General features: G+C 46.0%; 16 protein-coding genes. All 16 read left to right on the top strand.

The annotated features are described in order from the left end of the window. Positions 1 to 24: 24 nt before the first annotated feature. A complete protein-coding gene (locus tag ABMB67_RS08670) occupies positions 25 to 1,104 on the top strand; it encodes a TRAP transporter substrate-binding protein (protein ID WP_354571808.1) in 1,080 nt (359 codons plus the stop codon). A 390-nt stretch (positions 1,105 to 1,494) separates the two neighbouring features. After that, complete coding sequence (locus ABMB67_RS08665; protein ID WP_251223589.1) at positions 1,495 to 2,019, top strand: TRAP transporter small permease; 525 nt, start codon at positions 1,495 to 1,497, stop codon at positions 2,017 to 2,019. A 12-nt stretch (positions 2,020 to 2,031) separates the two neighbouring features. After that, positions 2,032 to 3,309, top strand: coding sequence for a TRAP transporter large permease (locus tag ABMB67_RS08660; RefSeq protein WP_251223588.1), 1,278 nt, complete (start codon positions 2,032 to 2,034; stop codon positions 3,307 to 3,309). A gap of 333 nt (positions 3,310 to 3,642) precedes the next feature. Further along, positions 3,643 to 4,989, top strand: a complete 1,347-nt coding sequence (locus tag ABMB67_RS08655; protein WP_354571807.1) for a hypothetical protein — start codon at positions 3,643 to 3,645, stop codon at positions 4,987 to 4,989. A gap of 29 nt (positions 4,990 to 5,018) precedes the next feature. Further along, entirely contained in the window at positions 5,019 to 7,190 is a 2,172-nt protein-coding gene (locus ABMB67_RS08650) for a dihydroxy-acid dehydratase domain-containing protein (RefSeq protein WP_354571806.1), read from the top strand. Positions 7,191 to 7,213: 23 nt separating this feature from the next. Further along, positions 7,214 to 8,161, top strand: a complete 948-nt coding sequence (locus ABMB67_RS08645) for a U32 family peptidase (RefSeq protein ID WP_354571805.1) — start codon at positions 7,214 to 7,216, stop codon at positions 8,159 to 8,161. Between the two features lie 103 nt (positions 8,162 to 8,264). Beyond that, complete coding sequence (locus tag ABMB67_RS08640) at positions 8,265 to 9,050, top strand: IclR family transcriptional regulator (protein WP_251223584.1); 786 nt, start codon at positions 8,265 to 8,267, stop codon at positions 9,048 to 9,050. Positions 9,051 to 9,063: 13 nt separating this feature from the next. Further along, positions 9,064 to 9,963, top strand: a complete 900-nt coding sequence (locus ABMB67_RS08635) for a fumarylacetoacetate hydrolase family protein (RefSeq protein ID WP_251223583.1) — start codon at positions 9,064 to 9,066, stop codon at positions 9,961 to 9,963. A 135-nt stretch (positions 9,964 to 10,098) separates the two neighbouring features. Continuing rightward, positions 10,099 to 11,565 carry an alpha-ketoglutaric semialdehyde dehydrogenase GucD gene (gene gucD, locus ABMB67_RS08630; protein ID WP_251223582.1) on the top strand — a complete coding sequence of 489 codons (1,467 nt, stop codon included), beginning with the start codon at positions 10,099 to 10,101 and terminating at the stop codon, positions 11,563 to 11,565. Positions 11,566 to 11,924: 359 nt separating this feature from the next. After that, positions 11,925 to 12,902, top strand: coding sequence for a 2-hydroxyacid dehydrogenase (locus tag ABMB67_RS08625; RefSeq protein WP_354571804.1), 978 nt, complete (start codon positions 11,925 to 11,927; stop codon positions 12,900 to 12,902). A 10-nt stretch (positions 12,903 to 12,912) separates the two neighbouring features. Next, positions 12,913 to 13,782: a fumarylacetoacetate hydrolase family protein gene (locus ABMB67_RS08620; protein ID WP_251223580.1), complete on the top strand. Its 870-nt coding sequence runs from the start codon at positions 12,913 to 12,915 to the stop codon at positions 13,780 to 13,782. Between the two features lie 81 nt (positions 13,783 to 13,863). Beyond that, positions 13,864 to 15,033, top strand: a complete 1,170-nt coding sequence (locus ABMB67_RS08615) for an iron-containing alcohol dehydrogenase (protein WP_251223579.1) — start codon at positions 13,864 to 13,866, stop codon at positions 15,031 to 15,033. Between the two features lie 230 nt (positions 15,034 to 15,263). Continuing rightward, a complete protein-coding gene (locus ABMB67_RS08610; protein ID WP_354571803.1) occupies positions 15,264 to 16,424 on the top strand; it encodes a D-alanyl-D-alanine carboxypeptidase family protein in 1,161 nt (386 codons plus the stop codon). A 131-nt stretch (positions 16,425 to 16,555) separates the two neighbouring features. Next, positions 16,556 to 16,906, top strand: coding sequence for an anti-sigma F factor antagonist (gene spoIIAA / locus ABMB67_RS08605; protein ID WP_354571802.1), 351 nt, complete (start codon positions 16,556 to 16,558; stop codon positions 16,904 to 16,906). A 3-nt stretch (positions 16,907 to 16,909) separates the two neighbouring features. Continuing rightward, the gene (gene spoIIAB, locus ABMB67_RS08600) at positions 16,910 to 17,350 is read left to right on the top strand and encodes an anti-sigma F factor (protein WP_354571801.1); all 441 of its coding nucleotides are present in this window, start codon (positions 16,910 to 16,912) and stop codon (positions 17,348 to 17,350) included. Between the two features lie 12 nt (positions 17,351 to 17,362). Then, complete coding sequence (gene sigF / locus ABMB67_RS08595; RefSeq protein ID WP_251223575.1) at positions 17,363 to 18,133, top strand: RNA polymerase sporulation sigma factor SigF; 771 nt, start codon at positions 17,363 to 17,365, stop codon at positions 18,131 to 18,133. The last annotated feature ends 129 nt before the right edge of the window (positions 18,134 to 18,262 follow it).

Genomic DNA, 18,262 nt, shown 5'->3' with positions numbered 1-18,262 from the left:
AGAAAATGAGGAGGGTTAATTCGTATGAAGGTAAAATTGGTTAGTGTGTTGATGGTGTTAGTCTTATTTTTAGCAGCTTGTGGGGGTGGCGGCGGAAACGAGCCGGCACCGGCAGATAACGGCGACGATGCGCCAGCTGAGACAGAAGGCGGCGAAGAGGCAGCAGCTGGTTCCGGTGATAAAAGAGTTATCCGCGTCAGTAACGGAATTAACGACCAGCACCCGGCTTATGAAGCATCATTAAGATTTAAAGAACTTGTTGAAGAGCAAACAGATGATTTTGAAGTGCAGGTGTATCACTCAGGTCAAATCGCGGATGACCGTTCGGCGATTGAAATGCTTCAGCTTGGAACGCTGGAAATCGTTGTAACGTCATCATCACCGCTTGCTAACTTCCTACCAGAGTACGGCGTGTTTGATTTACCGTTTACGATTTCTGATCCGGCAGTAGCCGATGAACTGCTTGATGGTCCATTCGGTGAGAAAATGTTCGGATTACTTGAATCACAAGGACTTGTAGGGCTCGCATGGTGGGAAAACGGCTTCCGTAATCTGACAAACAGCGTCCGTCCGGTAGCGTCAGTGGAAGATTTGAATGGCTTGAAGATCCGGACAATGGAAAATGAAATTCATCTTGATGCCTGGAGAGAAATGGGGGCTAACCCGACACCAATGGCATTTACAGAGCTTTTTACAGCGATGCAGCAAGGAACAGTTGATGGACAGGAGAATCCTTATCCGACGATTGATTTAAGCCAGTACGCTGAAGTACAGGAGCATATTTCTGATACGAATCATGTTTACACACCATTCCTGTTTTTATTCAGTAAGTCGATTTGGGATGAATTATCGGCAGATCAGCAAACCATTATTCACGAAGCGGCGATAGAGGCTGGATTATTCAACCGTGAGCGCAACCGTGAAGTAGCGGATGAAAGCCTAGAAAGACTGAAGGAATCGATGACTTTCACTGAAATTACAGATGAAGAACGGGCTCGTTTCCAGGAAGTAGTTCAACCAGTAATTGAGAAGCATAAAGATTCCATTGGCGCAGAGATCGTCGATGAGTACCTTAATACGATTTCCGAGATTACTGGAGGATAATGGGTCAAGACGTTCTATGACATAATAGAATGACTGCCGTCTTATAACCGGACAGAAGACTTCTCTTACAGGCCTTCCAAAAGTCCAATGTAAGTAGCGGCTGTACTGTTTCAGTACGCAGCGAGCAGGAAAGAAACCGCTTCCTTGCTCGCTGTCATTCGCTTTTGCAGGCTCTGTGTGCCGCTTCGGCGATCACAAAAGGCGCCTGGTAATAGGAGCACTGGCTTCGTTCTCGCCCGGCAAGGAGTGGGATCCTCCACTCGCTTTTTTTAAGAGCGACAGTGCACACTGCTTCGGGCTTGTGCCAAAAGGGTAGAAAATCGCCCCTTTGGCACAAGCCCTTCGTTTCAACATCTAGGGAAATTGTTCAATAAAAAGAGGTGAAGGAAGATGAAGGCGCTACATTGGCTTGATGAGAATGCAGAAAAAGTGTTGCTTGTTCTACTCTCAAGTGTGATGGTTATCGTGATTTTTGTTCAAGTATTTATGCGGTATGTCATGCAAAACTCTCTTTCCTGGTCGGAAGAATTAGCACGGTATTGCTTCATTTGGGCTGTGTACATCGGAATCAGCTATGGCGTGAAGAAGCAGCGTCATATAAAAGTGGACGTTCTGTTGCTGCTGTTCAAAGACAAAGGGAAAATCGTCTTTAATATTATTTCGAATCTGTTATTCTTGGCTTTTGCGATTTTTGTCGTGATCTACGGCTACCGTATTTCTGAACAGTTGCTCGCCTTTGGTCAAAAATCTCCGGCTAACCAGATTCCGATGGGACTTGTTTATTTAGCGGCTCCTTTTGGAATGGCTCTTACATCAATCCGGATTATTCAAAATTTAATTGCTCAATGTAAGGCTTTAATGGGCAAAGGTTCTTTTGATCCGAAAACAGAATTTGAGAAATTGAAAGAGGAGTAAGGGGGGAGACAGATGACTTCAGCAGTTTTATTTGGAACGTTTGCGATCTTTTTGTTTTTAAGTGTGCCAATCGGGATTTCGATTGGTCTGGCAACGCTTGTTACAATCATTTATTCAGGATTTCCGGTTGACTTTCTGACGAAAGAACTTGTCACCTCGATCGATTCTTTTCCTCTGATGGCGGTGCCGTTCTTTATTCTGGCCGGTGAAATTATGGGAAAGGGGGGGATCTCTGATCGGCTGTTTCGTGTAGCGAACGCGCTTGTCGGAAACAAAACGGGAGGTTTCGCAATCGCAACGATTATTACATGTATGTTTTTTGCAGCGATTTCGGGCTCGGGTCCAGCCACTGTTGCGGCAGTCGGAGGAATTATGATTCCGGCGATGGTTCGGCAAGGATATGACAAAAGGTTTGCAACGGCGACAGTTGCCGCAGCAGGTTCGTTAGGGGTTATCATTCCTCCAAGTATTCCGATGGTCATTTATGGTGTAGTCGGCAGTACGTCGATCGGTGACCTGTTTATTGCCGGGGTTATTCCCGGGCTTCTTGTCGGTCTCGCTTTGATGGTTTACGCTTATTTTCACTCTCGGAAAAAAGGCTATACAGGTACGGGAGAAAAGACAAGTATTAAGCTGATCGGGAAAGCGTTCTGGGAAGCGAAGTGGGCATTGTTAATTCCAGTAATCATCCTTGGCGGGATTTACGGAGGGATTTTCACGCCGACGGAAGCTGCTGTTGTGGCAGTTGTATATGGCTTGCTCGCCGGAATGCTTTTATACCGTGAAATCAGGTTCAGCGATCTGCCAAAAGTGATAGCCGATGCGGCGCTGACGACCGCAACGATTTTAATTATTGTTGGAACGGCAACTGCATTTGGAAAGTTACTAACAATGGAGCAGATTCCAAATGAAATTGCAGCATGGATGCTGTCAATCTCGGAAAGTCCGATTGTCATTATTTTACTCATTACGATTTTGCTTTTGATTGTCGGCTGCTTTATGGATACGTTGGCGGCGATTATTATTTTGACACCAATTTTACTGCCGATTGCTGTTAATATTGGATATGATCCGATTCATTTCGGCATTATTATGGTCGTTAACTTGGCGATTGGCTTCATTACACCGCCACTCGGAGTTAACTTGTTTGTTGGGTCAGGGATATCTGGATTATCAATTGAAACATTGTCGAAATCGATTGTCCCGTTTTTCCTGGCGATGCTGATTACGTTGTTTATTGTCATATTCATTCCGCCAATATCGCTGTTTTTAGTCGAAATGATGAAATAAGAAATAGGACGGAATTGTCAAAATTCTGTTGACACTTTCACCTAAATATATTATGTTATAAGAAATGAATTCGTTTACAAGAAACCGGTCGCGACCGGTTTCTTGACCAGACGAAATGAAAACGTTGTTTTGCATTATAAAACAAATGAGAGGTGAATGATTCGATTCTTCCGGAACGTCGTTTGATAATATAAAACATCGTTCGTTTGAGCCTGGAATAGCACATTTCGTTTTTGGAAAAGAAGATAAGAATGAGAGATGTTGCCGGATATTTCATAGGGATCGAACAATTGGAAACCTTGTATGCCGCGACTCGAAATGAAGGTAGATAGAATGCTTGTTTTATACAGTAGTTTAGTTGCTTTATACATGCTGAATGTTTTTGTTCAAAGCGAAGCGCTTGAGTACATTGTAGGTATGCTGGCGATCCTTTCTCTGGTTTTTTCCTTTAAAGCGGCAAAAGGACTTTATAAAATTTCAGGGTTTCTATTTCTAATCATCGGAGCGGGCCTTTATCCTTTTATTGAACATCCGATTCATCATATTCCGTTTTTGATGACTTCTACGGTCATTATCGTAACGATTATTTTAGTGCTTCCTTTTATTAACAGCATTATCATTGTCGGACGCTATGATCAAAGTGTTAACCGTCTGCTCAAGGCTAAAACAAATCATTTAGGCCAGCTGTATTACCGTGGTTCATTTGTCAGCTTTTTACTCGGAAGTTTTCTAAATATCGGCACTCTGCCACTTGTTCATCATGTGCTTGAAAAGAACCTGAAGGAAAAAGCGAAAAAGCTCAGATCCGTTTTTATCAGCCGGGCGATGTTGCGGGGCTATGCACTTTGTCTCGTCTGGAGTCCGATGGAGGTTTTGGTTGCTTTAAGTATTGATATGACGGGAGTTAATTATGTAACGGTTTTACCTTGGCTTTTATTGCTATCGTTTTTGCTGCTGCTGGCAGACTGGGGAATCGGATGGAGATATAAGCGTTATTCACTTGAAGCCTATCCGGATCAGAACGGCCAGATTCGTTCAATCGACCACAGAGTTGTGATGAAAATTATCGCTCTGGCGATCTATCTCGTTATTTTTATCAGCACGATTATTCTCGTCAAAAGGCTGGTGGAGCTAAGCTTCCTTGAAGCTGTGGCGTTTCTGATCATTCCGTATTCCCTTTTGTGGGCCTGCTCGATTAAGCGCTTACGGTCATATGCCGCCTATAGTGTCGAAACATGGAAAAAGCGGACAGTGACTTTGCAAAATTATATGGTGCTGTTCCTATCCGTCGGTTTTTTTATTAGTGTTCTTCGTGAATCCGGTTACATGGATGTGCTGCAGCGCCCTTTTATGGCGTTAGCGGATTGGCCGGTGCTGCTGTTTGTATCCGTTCAGGTCATCTTTCTGGCACTGGCAATGGTTGGGTTTCATCCTCTAGTGACGCTCAGTCTTTTGGGCGAGGTGATCTATCCTGTACTGACAGCGGTTTCACCTTTAAGCATGTCCATTGTCCTGATTACATCAAGCCTGGCGACGGTTATGGCCGGACCTTTTAATGTTTCCGTCTCAATCACCGGTGTCCTGCTTGAAGAAAACCCGTACCGTATTTCGATCTGGAACCTTGCTTTTGCTTTGCTGTTTGGCGGCGCGGGAACAATCGTTGCTTTGCTCTTATTATGAAAGTTCTATTTTAAAGAGGAGGGGATTACATGGCATTATATCCTAAAATCGAAAGTTCGATTAATCCATATCGCGACAATGTCCAAGGAAAGGCAAATGAGCCAATTACAGTAGCGGGGCTGCTTGATCGTTCAAAACAAATTCTCGGTTCCGCTTATGAAGGACCACAACCGGATTGGACGCTGGAAGAGATTTATAACCGCCTTGAAGAAAATGCGCCGCGTATCGCGATTATCGGCGGCTCATCGGATCACCCGGCTCATATTATGGATTTCAAAACATCCGCTCATGCGGCAATCCGAATCTGGCAGAACGGCGGCGTTCCTTTCTATTTTTCAACGCCTGTTATGTGTGATGGGACAGCGCAAAGTAACCAGGGGATGAGCTATTCGTTGCAAAGCAGAAATGCGGTCGCCCAAATGGTTGTCAACCAGATCGAGGCGCACAGTTATCATGGTGCTTTTGTTATTCAAGGCTGTGATAAGCAGCCGTTAGGTGTGGTAAGCGCAATGGCCCATTTGGATCGTCTTCGCCGCTATCGTGGGGAAGCGCCATTCTTTGCCACATTTGCCCCTGCCCATGTCCTGCAAGGTGGCACGATCCCGACTGAGCTTTTTGCCGAACTGGAGGAGGTCGCTAAAAAAGCAGAAGAGCAAGGAGCGGATGACATCGCCTATGATTTGCGCGATGCGATGGATTACATTCTCCAATGTTCCTCAAATACGGCGTTCCAAGGTGTTCTGGAGCGGGCTGTCGAAAGAGGCCTGATTTCTAAAGCGGCGCATAAGGATTATGAGAAGCGCCTGGCGGTTGCGACCTGTGATGGGAGCGGCGGTGTCTGTGCTTTCAACGGAACAGGAAACAGCTCGCGCCATATTGTAGCCGGAATGGGGCTTGTTCATCCAGCGCTTGAGCTGTTAACAGAGTCCCCGAATCAGGAGCAGGTCAACGAGGCGCTCGACAGCCTGGCCGTGATGATTAACAATCCGGTGTTTGGTGCCGCCAATTTGATGGCGCGCAATATCCGCAATGCAATCCGGATTCACAGCTCTTCAGGCGGCTCAACGAATTTAATGATGCACGTCGTAGCAGGGATGCTGTTTGGCGGCTATAAGTTCAACCTGTGGGATTTAGATGAGATTCACCACGCCCATCCCGTTCCGGACTTGTTTAATTACAGCCTGACAGAAGGTAGAGATATTTTCGCCCTGGCGATGCAATGCTGTGACAGTGAAAGCCGCGGAATGGAAAGCCTGTTCTATGAACTGCTGCAAAATGGGGTGCCGATGGATGTCGACGCGCCAACCGTCACTGGGACAACATGGCGTGAGCGGTTAGCGAATACCGATCATTTGGCAGCTGACAATGTAAAGGATAATCCGGTTATTTTATCAAAGCCGCGCCGTCCGTTTAGTGGAGTGGATGTACTGACAGGCAACTTCTTTGAAAGCGCTGTGGTCAAGATTAGCGGGATGACAACGCTACAATTGGATCAATTTGATAAAAAGGCGGCGTTCGTCCTCTATTATGAAAATGAAGATGAAGCGAACCGTAACCTGCTCGATACAGAGCTTTTGGCGAAAATCAAAGCAGAAAAACGCTTTGCCTATGATAATCTGCTTGCGCTTCTAAAGCAAAACGGTCCTGAACATTACGAAGCTTGGAAAAACGATGACTATGAAACATTGTTTGACAAAATGGTGGAGGAAGCTGTGCTGAAAATCGCGATTATCGTATCCGGTCAAGGGCCGGCCGCCTTCGGGATGCCGGAGATGTTCACGCCGATGCAGCACATTAATGCCAATCGCAAGCTGAAACGGCTTGTTACATTAATCAGTGATGGCCGTTATTCCGGGGTTTCCTACGGAGCGGCAATTGGTCATATGACGCCGGAGGCTAAAGAAGGTGGCGGTATCCTTTACTTGCAAACAGGCGACCTTCTCTATTTAAGTCTTCGCGAGCGGAAAATCGAGTTTATTGATGAAGCGGCTTTCCGTGGAGGTAAACTGGAGTTCAGATTTGACCATATCCGCCAGGAACGAACAGAGCTGGCAGAAGAAAGGCTTGCATCGATTAACAAGCGCCAGCGTTTAGTCGCCGCAAGCAACCGTATGGTTGGTCATACGGACGCAGCGAACGGTGTCGTGCCGTTAGCAGTCGCAGAAGAAGCCGTCCTTGACTATAAAATTGATGTTGATTAATTACCTTAAAGGAGGAATAAAGAATGGAAAAAACAAGACAATTTATTGAGAAATTAGGCTTTCCGTCCACAGGAGGAAGCGCGCACCTGCCAACGTCAACAAAAACGTTTCCAGATGGGGCGCAATATCGCGTTGAACTGCCAAGTGTAGAAGGCCCGGCTTCATTCGAGGCGCTTGTTGACTCATGCAAGGATTATGATGTTCACATTCACCGGATTTCTCAAGGAAGTGGAATCATGCTGTTAACGGATGAAGAGCTTGAGAAGATGGCTGAAATCGGCAGACGCGAAAACTTGGAAGTCAGCTTGTTTGTCGGCCCGCGTGGAACATTTGACATCACGCCGATGCAACATGCGAGTGCCGGGAAAATTGCTGGATTGCGTTCCCAAGGGGTTGATCAGCTCGTTTATGCAATTGAAGATATTAAGCGTGCGTGCGACTTCGGTATTCGTAGTATTCTCGTTTCCGATGAGGGACTGTTGGCTTTAGTGAATGAATGTCGCAAAGCCGGGGAGCTTCCGGATGACTTAATCGTAAAAATTTCAGTGCAAATGGCGCAATCAAATCCGGTTTCCATTAAATTGATTCAGGATGCTGGAGCTGACACGTACAATGTGCCAACGGATTTAACCTTGGCGAAGCTGTCAGAAATCCGTCAGGCGATCGACATTCCGATTGATATTTACGTCGAAGCACCGGATGATGTCGGCGGCTACATCCGTCATTATGAAATTCCGGAAATTATTCGGGTTGCCGCGCCGGTTTATATTAAATTCGGACTTCGTAATTCGCCGAATATTTATCCGTCAGGCACGCATCTTGAAAGCACATCCATTGCCCTTTGTAAAGAGCGCGTCCGTCGGGCGAAGATCGGGCTCGATTTACTGAAGCGCTATGCTCCTGACCTGAAAACGTCTGAAAAAGGTGCAGAAGGACTCGCTGTGCCGGTGCAGAAGGTTGCCGCGAACTAAGCTTCAAAAATAGCAGTCTTTCTAGCGATATGCTTATCTTTTCATCATAACCATGCTATCATGAGGGAGAAACGATAAGTATAACAGTAAGGGATGAACGATTATGCCAATTATTCAGTCTGTCGATAGAGCGCTGCGGATTCTCGACCTTTTCGACGAGTATGAAACAGAGCTGAAAATAACAGAGATTAGTGAGCGGATGGTGCTTCACAAAAGCACGGTTCATTCTCTATTAAAGACGTTACAGAAGCATCATTATATTGAACAAAACCCGGAAAACGGCCGCTATCGGCTTGGAATGAAATTGTTTGAACGCGGGAATTTCGTCATTCAAAGTCTTGATCTGCGGGCAATTGCGAAGGAACATTTAATCGAACTTTCGCGTGAAACGGGACGGACGATTCACCTCGTCATCTTGGATGGCAAGGAAGGTGTCTATATTGACAAGGTGGAAAGCTCGACAGCTTCCGTGCTTTATTCAAAAATCGGACGGAGGGTTCCGATTCACAGCAGCGGGGTAGGGAAGGCGCTCGTCGCTTTTAAGTCCGATGCAGAACTTGAGCAGATTCTCGAAAACTATGAATATACAAGGCAAACAGAGAACACGATTACGAATAAAGAGGATTTTCTGCAGGAAGTGAAGCTGATTCAAGAAAAGGGCTACGCGATTGACGATCAGGAAAATGAACCCGGCGTGTTTTGTGTGGCGATCCCTGTCAGAGATTATACCGGTCAGGTCGTTGCGGCGATCAGTTCGTCCAGCACGGCGACTCAGCTGACAGAGGATGAACTGGAGAAGAATATTGATATATTGAAAGCAACTGCGATGGAGCTCTCCCGCAAGCTTGGCTACGGCTTTCAAACAACAAAAAAATTAGGTTCCCATTAGGAGGAAAACAATCATGAGAGTTATTCGTTATACAGAAAATAATCAGGCTACTTTAGCCGCAGTAACCGATGAAGGCGCGATTTATTCATTGCCGCAGCAAGACTTTTTAGCGCTTGTTCAGCAGGCTGATGACAAAGGAACAACGCCTCTGCAAATCATTCAGGATGTGATCAAGGACAGCACGCCGTTGGCAGCTAAGCTTGAAGACCTTACTTTGCTCGTGCCGATTGAAGCTCCGGAAGTATGGGCTTCCGGCGTAACGTACTTAAAGAGCAAGGAAGCGAGAAATTACGAGGCAACTGGCGGAAAGCTTGATGCGACGACGTTTTACGATAAAGTGTATGATGCAGAGCGTCCGGAAATTTTCTTTAAGTCGACTGCTGCGCGTACACAGGGTCCGGATCAGGATCTTTACATCCGTTCTGATTCCAATTGGCAGATTCCAGAGCCTGAGCTCGGCCTTGTGCTTGATAAAAATGGAAGAGTGTTAGGCTACACTGTCGGAAATGACATGAGCAGCCGTGACATTGAAGGGGAGAATCCTCTCTATTTGCCACAGGCGAAAGTTTGGAAAAACTCGTGCTCGATCGGTCCGGCTATCCGCCTCGCTGAAACGGTGGAAGACCCGTATCAATTTACGATTACTTGCCGTATTTTCCGCAACGAAGAGAAAGAATTTGAAGGGTCTGCAACGACTGGCCAGCTGAAGCGTAAATTTGACGAGCTCGTTTCCTATTTAACGAGAGACAACGAAATTTTCGACGGGACCGTGCTTCTTACGGGTACATGCATCGTGCCGCCAAACGAATTCACGCTTGGCGACGGAGACCGGATTGAAATTGAAATCTCTGATATCGGTACGTTGAACAACCCGGTTAAAAGTCAGGTAAGAAAAGCACAGGCGACATCATAAGACGAAGCATCAGAAGAGAAGCGGGATTTTATTAACTGATCTGAAAATTTTGAGTTCATTCACTCACTTCATCTATCATTTATTGTATAATAGACTTGTAGACTTATATTTTATCGAGGAAGGGTGTTTAATATCATGGCAGTAACAACGGAAGCAAAAACTTATTTGAACTATATTAACGGAGAATGGATTGCCAGTTCAAGTGAGGAGGTTACAAAGAGCATTAGCCCGGCTAACAAGAATGAGGTAGTCGGCTATGTTCAGAAGTCTACAAAAGAAGACTTGGATAAAGCGGTTGCAGCAGCAAAGGCAGCTCAAGCTTCTTGGAGAAAGCTTTCGGGGGCGGCACGTGGAGAATTCTTATACAAGGTAGCGAATATTCTTGAAAAGAATCTTGACGATATCGCTGAAACAATGACTAGAGAAATGGGGAAAACACTGCCTGAAGCAAAGGGAGAAACAGCTCGCGGCGTAGCGATCCTTCGTTACTATGCTGGTGAAGGGCTAAGAAAGGTCGGCGATGTGATTCCGTCTACAGACAGCGAAGCTCTTATGTTCACAACGCGCGCGCCTCTTGGCGTTGTAGGTGTGATCACACCTTGGAACTTCCCGGTGGCGATTCCAATTTGGAAAATGGCACCTGCGCTTATTTACGGTAATACGGTTGTCCTGAAGCCGGCGGGTGAAACGGTCGTGACCGCGGCAAAAGTCATCGAGTGCTTTGCTGAAGCGGGACTTCCTTCTGGTGTTGTCAACATGGTGTCCGGTTCAGGCTCTGTTATTGGTCAAGGTATTATCGATCACCCTGATATTAACGGTATTACATTCACAGGCTCAGACCAGGTTGGTAAACAAGTTGGCCAAGGTGCATTGGCACGCGGAGCAAAATATCAGCTTGAAATGGGCGGGAAGAACCCGGTTATCGTAACAAATGATGCCGATCTTGATCTTGCAGTTGAGGCGACAATTAGCGGCGGTCTCCGTTCAACAGGTCAAAAATGTACAGCTACAAGCCGCGTAATTGTTCAAAGCGGCGTTTATGAAGAATTTAGAGAAAAGCTTGTCGCAAAAGTGAAAGAACTGAAAATTGGTGATGGGCTTGAAGGTGACACATGGATGGGACCTTGCTCAAGCGAAAGCCAGCTAAACACCGTTCTCTCTTATGTGGAAAAAGGAAAAGAAGAAGGCGCAAAGCTTCTTTACGGCGGAGAAAAGGTTCAAGAAGCAGGATTGGAAAACGGCTTCTATGTACAACCGGCTGTATTTGATGGTGTGACAAGTGAAATGGCGATTGCCCAGGAGGAAATCTTCGGACCAGTTTTAGCGCTTATGAAGGTTGAAACGATCGAAGAAGCGTTACAAGTGGCAAATGATGTCAAGTTTGGTTTAAGTGCTTCGATCTTTACGACAAATATCAGCAACATGCTTTCTTTCATTGAAGACATGGATGCTGGTCTTGTCCGGATCAACGCGGAAAGCGCCGGTGTGGAACTTCAGGCTCCATTCGGGGGAATGAAGCAGTCAAGTTCACATTCACGTGAGCAAGGACAGGCCGCGATTGAATTCTTTACTTCTATTAAAACAGTATTCGTAAAAGGTTAAGTTTTGCAGTCGTTCAATTGAGGCAGCAGATCCCTGCTGCTTTCTCCACGAAAATAGAGTCGTAAATGAGCAGGAAAGTGGGGTCCTTTCCTGCTTACTTTTAGGCAGAACAGAACCCGCCGCCTCGTGTTAACAGGCTTTTTTTAGACATCCCCTTCTTTAATTCAAGTAAAAGAATGAAGCACAGTAAAGCTCTTGTTAATCCAGAAAAATCTGAATAGTAAAAACTGTAAGCGCATAATAAAAACCTATCACGCTGCGGTTCTTTTCTATCTTTAGTGGAGAGACTTACATACTTACATAGAAAAGAGTGCGAGTGGCAGCGAAACAAAATGATAGAGAAATGAGGGTGTAAATCTATGAAACCGCGTGTATTTGTAGACAAGCCGATTGCCGCTGATATTGAAAACTTTATTCGGGAGCATTGTGAGGTGGAGAAGTGGGAGGATGCCCATAAACAAGGCAGGCAGGAGCTGTTGGCCAAGCTTGAGAAAGCAGATGGATTATTAACGACAGCAGGACGGGAAATTGATCCGGAATTGCTTGATCATGCTGCTAATTTGAAAGTGATTAGCAATATGTCGGTAGGGTATAACAATTTCAATATTGCTGAAATGAAAGCACGGAACATTATTGGAACACATACTCCCTTTGTGCTTGATGACACAGTTGCCGATCTCGTCTTTGCCCTGATTTTATCAACGGCGCGGAGAGTGCCGGAGCTGGACACGTTCGTACGTGAAGGGAAATGGGGCAAAGTACCGGAGCGGGCGATTTTCGGCGTTGATGTTCATCATACCACCCTTGGCATTATCGGCATGGGACGGATTGGTGCGGCGATTGCAAAACGGGCAAAACGGGGCTTTGACATGAACGTGAAATACTATAGCCGTACCCCTAAGCCTGATGTTGAACAATCACTGGGCATTGACTATCTCGATCTGGACACATTGCTCCAGGAGTCGGACTATGTCGTCTTAATGACCCCTTTGACAAAAGAAACCGAGCATTTAATCGGAGAAGAGCAATTTAAGTTAATGAAAAGCTCGGCGATTTTCATTAACGCCTCCAGAGGCGGCACGGTCGATGAGCGGGCGTTAATTAAAGCCTTGCAAACAGGCGAAATCAGAGCGGCGGGCTTAGACGTTTTTGCCGAAGAGCCGATTAATGAAGATAATCCATTGCTGCAATTGAAAAATGCTGTTCTCTTGCCGCATATTGGGTCGGCAACGGCCAAGACCCGCTATGATATGGCGATGCTTGCCGCTCAGGACCTCGTCCGGGCTTTAACCGGGGAACAACCTAAGCATATTGTGAAAGAGCTACAAACACCATAGGAGGAAGAATATGATTACAGTAACGTTTTATAAGGATGAGAAGCTAGCATTAGGGGTAAAAACAGATAAAGGAATTTTTGATGTTGAAGCAGCTGCAAATGGGCAGGCGCCGACTACGGTTGCTGAATTAATTGCTCAAGGGGAAGCAGGCAAGCGCGCGCTTCAGGATTTGGTCGAAACAAATCAAGGAACTGATGCCTTATTTTTAGAAGAGGATGGTCTGACTTTCGGTCCGTCGGTGCCTGCGCCGCAAAAGATTATTTGTGTCGGTCTTAACTACAAGCGTCACGCTGATGAGTGCAATATGCCTTATCCGAAAGAACCGATTATTTTCAGCAAATTTGCAAACACGTTGACTGCCCATAATGCTGACGTCAAGCTGCCGACAAAAGGAAAAGAGTTTGATTATGAAGCTGAGCTTGTCATCGTGATCGGGAAGGAAGCGAAAAATGTCGCGAAAGAGGATGCGCTTTCGTATGTCTATGGCTACACGAACGGGAATGATCTTTCTGTACGCGACTTGCAGTTTGTCAGCTCACAATGGCTGCTAGGAAAGACAACGGATGATTTCTGTCCGATCGGACCATACCTTGTCAGCGATGAGCATATTGACAATCCGGATCATTTATCGATTACGCTCAAACGGAACGGCGAGCTTCGGCAAAATTCAAATACATCAGATTTAATCTTCAGCTGTTCAGAGATCATCAGCTATATCTCTGAACATATGACACTTGTTCCTGGAGATATTATTTTAACGGGAACGCCTGAAGGAGTGATTATGGGGGATCCGGAAGGTCAACGCGACTGGCTAAAGCCGGGTGATGAACTTCAGGTTGAAATTGAAAACCTTGGCACGTTAACGACTTATATTAAATAATAGCAAGGCTGCTGAAAAACTTCCTTTTTAGCAGCCTTATATCGCCGGGGAGAGTCAGTTTAGGAATAGGAGCGAAGAATAATGAGCTTAGCATCGTATCAGCTATATATGCCAACGAAAGTTGAATGTGGGATTGGATATGCGAGAAAGACGGGGGAATTTCTGAAGCCGCTTGTCTCGAAAAAAGTCCTGCTTGTTACAGATCACGGGGTGAGGGCAGCCGGTCTGCTGGAGAATATTGAAAAGTCGCTGAAAGACAGTCAGCTCGCTTATGAGATTTTTGATGAAGTCGAGCCAAATCCGAGTGCGGAAGTCGTTCAAAAAGGGGTCGCCTTTTTGAATGAGCAGGATTGTGATGTCGTGCTGGCGATTGGCGGAGGAAGCAGCATCGATACGGCGAAAGCGATCGCGGCGATGGCGACGAATGAAGGGGACATCCTTGATTATGAGGGAGTCGGTGTGCTGCCGAAGCCGACATTGCCATTGATCGCTGTACCGACAACGGCGGGAACGGGCAGCGAGGTGACGGCATCGACAATTGTGACGAATAAGGAAACCTTGTTTAAAACGGCGATTATCAGTCCGTATCTGTTCCCGAAAATCGCGATCCTTGATGCTGAGCTGACAAAGCATTGTCCGCAAAGTATCACCGCGGCAACAGGGATGGATGCGCTGACGCATGCGATTGAGTCCTATACGTCGAAAACCGCCAATCCAATCAGCCAGGCGTTGGCGATTCATGCGGTTAAATTGATTGGACAGTATATTCAAAAGGCTTACTTTGTCGGGACGGATATGGAGAGCCGCGAGAAGATGCTTGTTGCCTCGATGATCGCAGGCTATGCCTTCTCGCAGTCACGCTTAGGAAATGTGCACGCTATCTCTCATTCCTTCGGTGGCGTGTTTAACATTCCTCATGGCATTGCCAATGCGACGCTTTTACCATTCGTGATGAAATTCAATTTACCGGCCTGTCCGGCTGAAATGAAGGATATCGCGATTGCTTTAGGAAAGGATGTCACGGGCTTATCGGAAATCGATGCCGGACAGCTGGCGTTGGAGGCCGTAATTGAACTGAATCAGTCGTTAGGCATTCCGGATAATATTAAAGATCTTGGCGTGACGTTAGATCGTCTTGATCAGCTCGTAAAGGATTCCATGCGAAGTGGAAATGTATTGATTAATCCGCGCTTGACCCGCGATCAGGACATTCAGACCATTATTGAAAATGCGTACTATGGCAGAATGTAATTTGAGCAAGGCGGCTACCGTCTCGCTTTAACTTGTTCGCCGGGTTCTTATATATCTTAAAACAGCTTCTCTATTAGCCAAAAGCTAAATGATAGAGAAGCTGTTTTTTTATGTATAAAAGAAACGTAATTGGAAAAAATGGGAGGTAGCAAACTTGGGATGTCTCTGCTCCTGGAGGCAGCATTACCTGGGATCGAAATATGATAATTTGAGATGGAGGTCGGATGGGGATGAAAAAAATTCTATCCAGTTTGGTAAGTATTTGCTTGTTAGCAGGAATGATGGCACCAGCTGCCTACGCGGCTGAAAAACAGGTACAGCTCGCGGAGAATGCTACGTCTGCGATCGTGATTGAGCGTGATACAGGCAAAGTCCTTTTTGAAAAGAACAGCCATGAAAAATTACCGCCGGCAAGTATGACAAAAATCATGACGATGCTTCTCATTATGGAAGCGATTGATGAAGGCTCTCTTTCTTATGATGATACAGTGCGGACGAGTGAATATGCGGCTTCCATGGGAGGTTCACAAGTCTTTTTAGAGCCGGGAGAGGAAATGACAGTTTCCGATATGCTGAAAGCGATTGCCGTTGCTTCGGGAAATGACGCTTCTGTCGCGATGGCTGAGCACATTGGCGGGTCAGAAGAAGAATTTGTCAATATGATGAATGAAAAAGCGCGGGAGCTTGGGCTGGAGAACACTCATTTCATGAATTCAAACGGGCTGCCTGCCGAGGATCATTATACGACCTCTTATGATTTGGCGATGATCTCGAAAGAACTGTTGAAGTATGAAGATATTACAAAATTCACAAGCATTTATGAAGATTATTTACGGGCAGATACAGATGACAAATTTTGGCTGGTGAATACGAACAAACTTGTTCGCTTCTATCCAGGGGTCGACGGATTGAAAACAGGTTTTACCCGGGAAGCAATGTACTGCTTAACCGCTACCGCAGAGAAAAATGACATGCGTGTTATTTCCGTCATTATGGGGGCACCGACGCCAAAGGATCGCAATGCCCAGGTAACGTCTATGCTTGACTATGCTTTTAATCAATTTCAAACTCATAAGCTGTATGAGCGGGAGCATACCCTTGCGGAGGTAGAAGTCAGCCGCGGCGATAAAGATATGGTCCCTGTCGTAACGTCTGAGTCCGTTTCCTTGCTTACGAAAAAAGGAGATACGATCGATGATGTGGTCGAGCGCCTTGAAATGAATACTGATTTACGCGCCCCGATTTCAAAAGGAGATGAGATCGGCGAGCTTATCCTTGAAAAGAACGTGGAAGTGGTGAGCACATCGCCGGTCGTAGCAGGTGATGATATTCTCGAAGCGACATGGTGGACATTATTTAAACGAGTATTCTCGAAATTTGGAGCAGCATAGCACTGGTTTTGACAGCTTTTTACGAATGAGGACTAGTTTTGTCATCGGGCAGGAACGAGCAGGTGCAATACCGAAACTCTCTCAAGCGTTGTAAAAAGGATTCAACCTTATTTATGAGAGGGAGTGATCGAATGAGCTTGCAAATTGATCTACAGCAGAAAGGCAGCGTACTATTGGTACGTTTGGTTGGAGAGCTCGACCATCATACAGCAGAAAAGCTGCGCAACCAGGTCGAAGACAACCTGGCGAAACAACAGATTAAGCATATCGTGCTGAATTTGGAGCAGCTGACCTTTATGGATAGCTCGGGACTTGGCGTGATTTTAGGGCGATACAAGCAAGTAAGAGCGGTCGGCGGCGAAATGGTCGTTTGCGCGATTTCTCCAGCTGTTAAGCGTTTGTTTGAGATGTCTGGTTTGTTTAAAATCATTCGGCTTGAAGAAAGTGAACAGTATGCACTTTTGACATTGGGGGTGGCGTAACCAATGAAAAACAAAATGGATTTGCAATTCTCTTCACAAAGTCAAAATGAATCCTTTGCCCGCGTAACAGTTGGTGCCTTTATTGCTCAGCTCGACCCGACGATGGACGAAATGACGGAAATTAAAACCGTTGTGTCGGAAGCTGTCACGAATGCGATTATTCACGGCTATCAAAATCAGCCTGACGGAATGGTCTACATTCACGTAACGATTGAGGATGATGTGATTGAGCTGACGATTCGCGATGAAGGGGTCGGCATACAGGATATCGATGAGGCCCGGCAGCCTCTTTATACGACGAAGCCTGAACTTGAGCGCTCCGGCATGGGATTTACCATCATGGAGAATTTTATGGATGAAATTGAAGTCGTCTCGGAACCGATGATTGGAACTACGGTCTATTTGAAAAAAACACTTACAAATAGCAAAGCTATATGTAATTAAGGAGTTTTGCCTATGGATGTCGAGGTGAAACAGCAGAAGAAAAAGGAAGCTCCGTTTACGGATGCACAAGTCAGAAAGCTGATTGAAAAGAGCCAGGCCGGTGATCAGGAAGCGCGCGATTTAATTGTTAACCGCAACACCCGTCTTGTCTGGTCGGTCGTTCAGCGCTTTATGAACAGGGGTTATGAAGCGGATGACTTATTTCAAATCGGCTGCATCGGCTTAATTAAATCAGTCGATAAATTCGATCTTTCCTATGAAGTGAAGTTTTCGACCTATGCCGTTCCAATGATCATTGGGGAGATCCAACGCTTTCTCCGCGATGACGGGACGGTTAAGGTTAGTCGTTCAGTGAAAGAGCTCGGCAACAAAATTCGCAAAATGAAAGATGAAATGACGAAAACACTTGGGCGGACCCCGACGGTGACAGAAATCGCCGAGCAGCTTCACATCTCGCCGGAAGAAGTCGTCTTTGCTGGTGAGGCGAGCCGCTCCCTGTCCTCGATACACGAAACGGTATATGAGAATGACGGTGATCCGATTACCCTTCTTGATCAAATAGCCGATCAATCGGAGACGAAATGGTTTGATAAGATCGCGTTGAAGGAAGCGATCCGCGAGCTCGATGAGCGGGAGCGCTTAATTGTCTATCTCCGTTACTATAAGGATCAGACCCAGTCCGAGGTTGCGGAACGACTTGGAATCTCCCAGGTGCAAGTATCTCGGCTTGAAAAGAAGATCCTTGAGTACATGAAGCAGGAAATCGGGGAATATGACAGCTAAAAGACTGATTCTCAAAAACCACAACAGCTTTTTGTGGTTGCGAGAATCAGTCTTTTTTTTCTTCGCTATATGACGGCCGGGATTCTGTTCAGGTAAGCGCTTTCGTTATGTCCTACTTCAAACAGGGAA

This window comes from Halalkalibacter oceani (genome assembly GCF_040544555.1).
GTDB classification, from domain to species: domain Bacteria; phylum Bacillota; class Bacilli; order Bacillales; family Bacillaceae_D; genus Halalkalibacter; species Halalkalibacter oceani.
The sequence above is the reverse complement of the archived record's forward strand: the minus strand, read 5'-3'. Positions and strand labels throughout refer to the sequence as shown.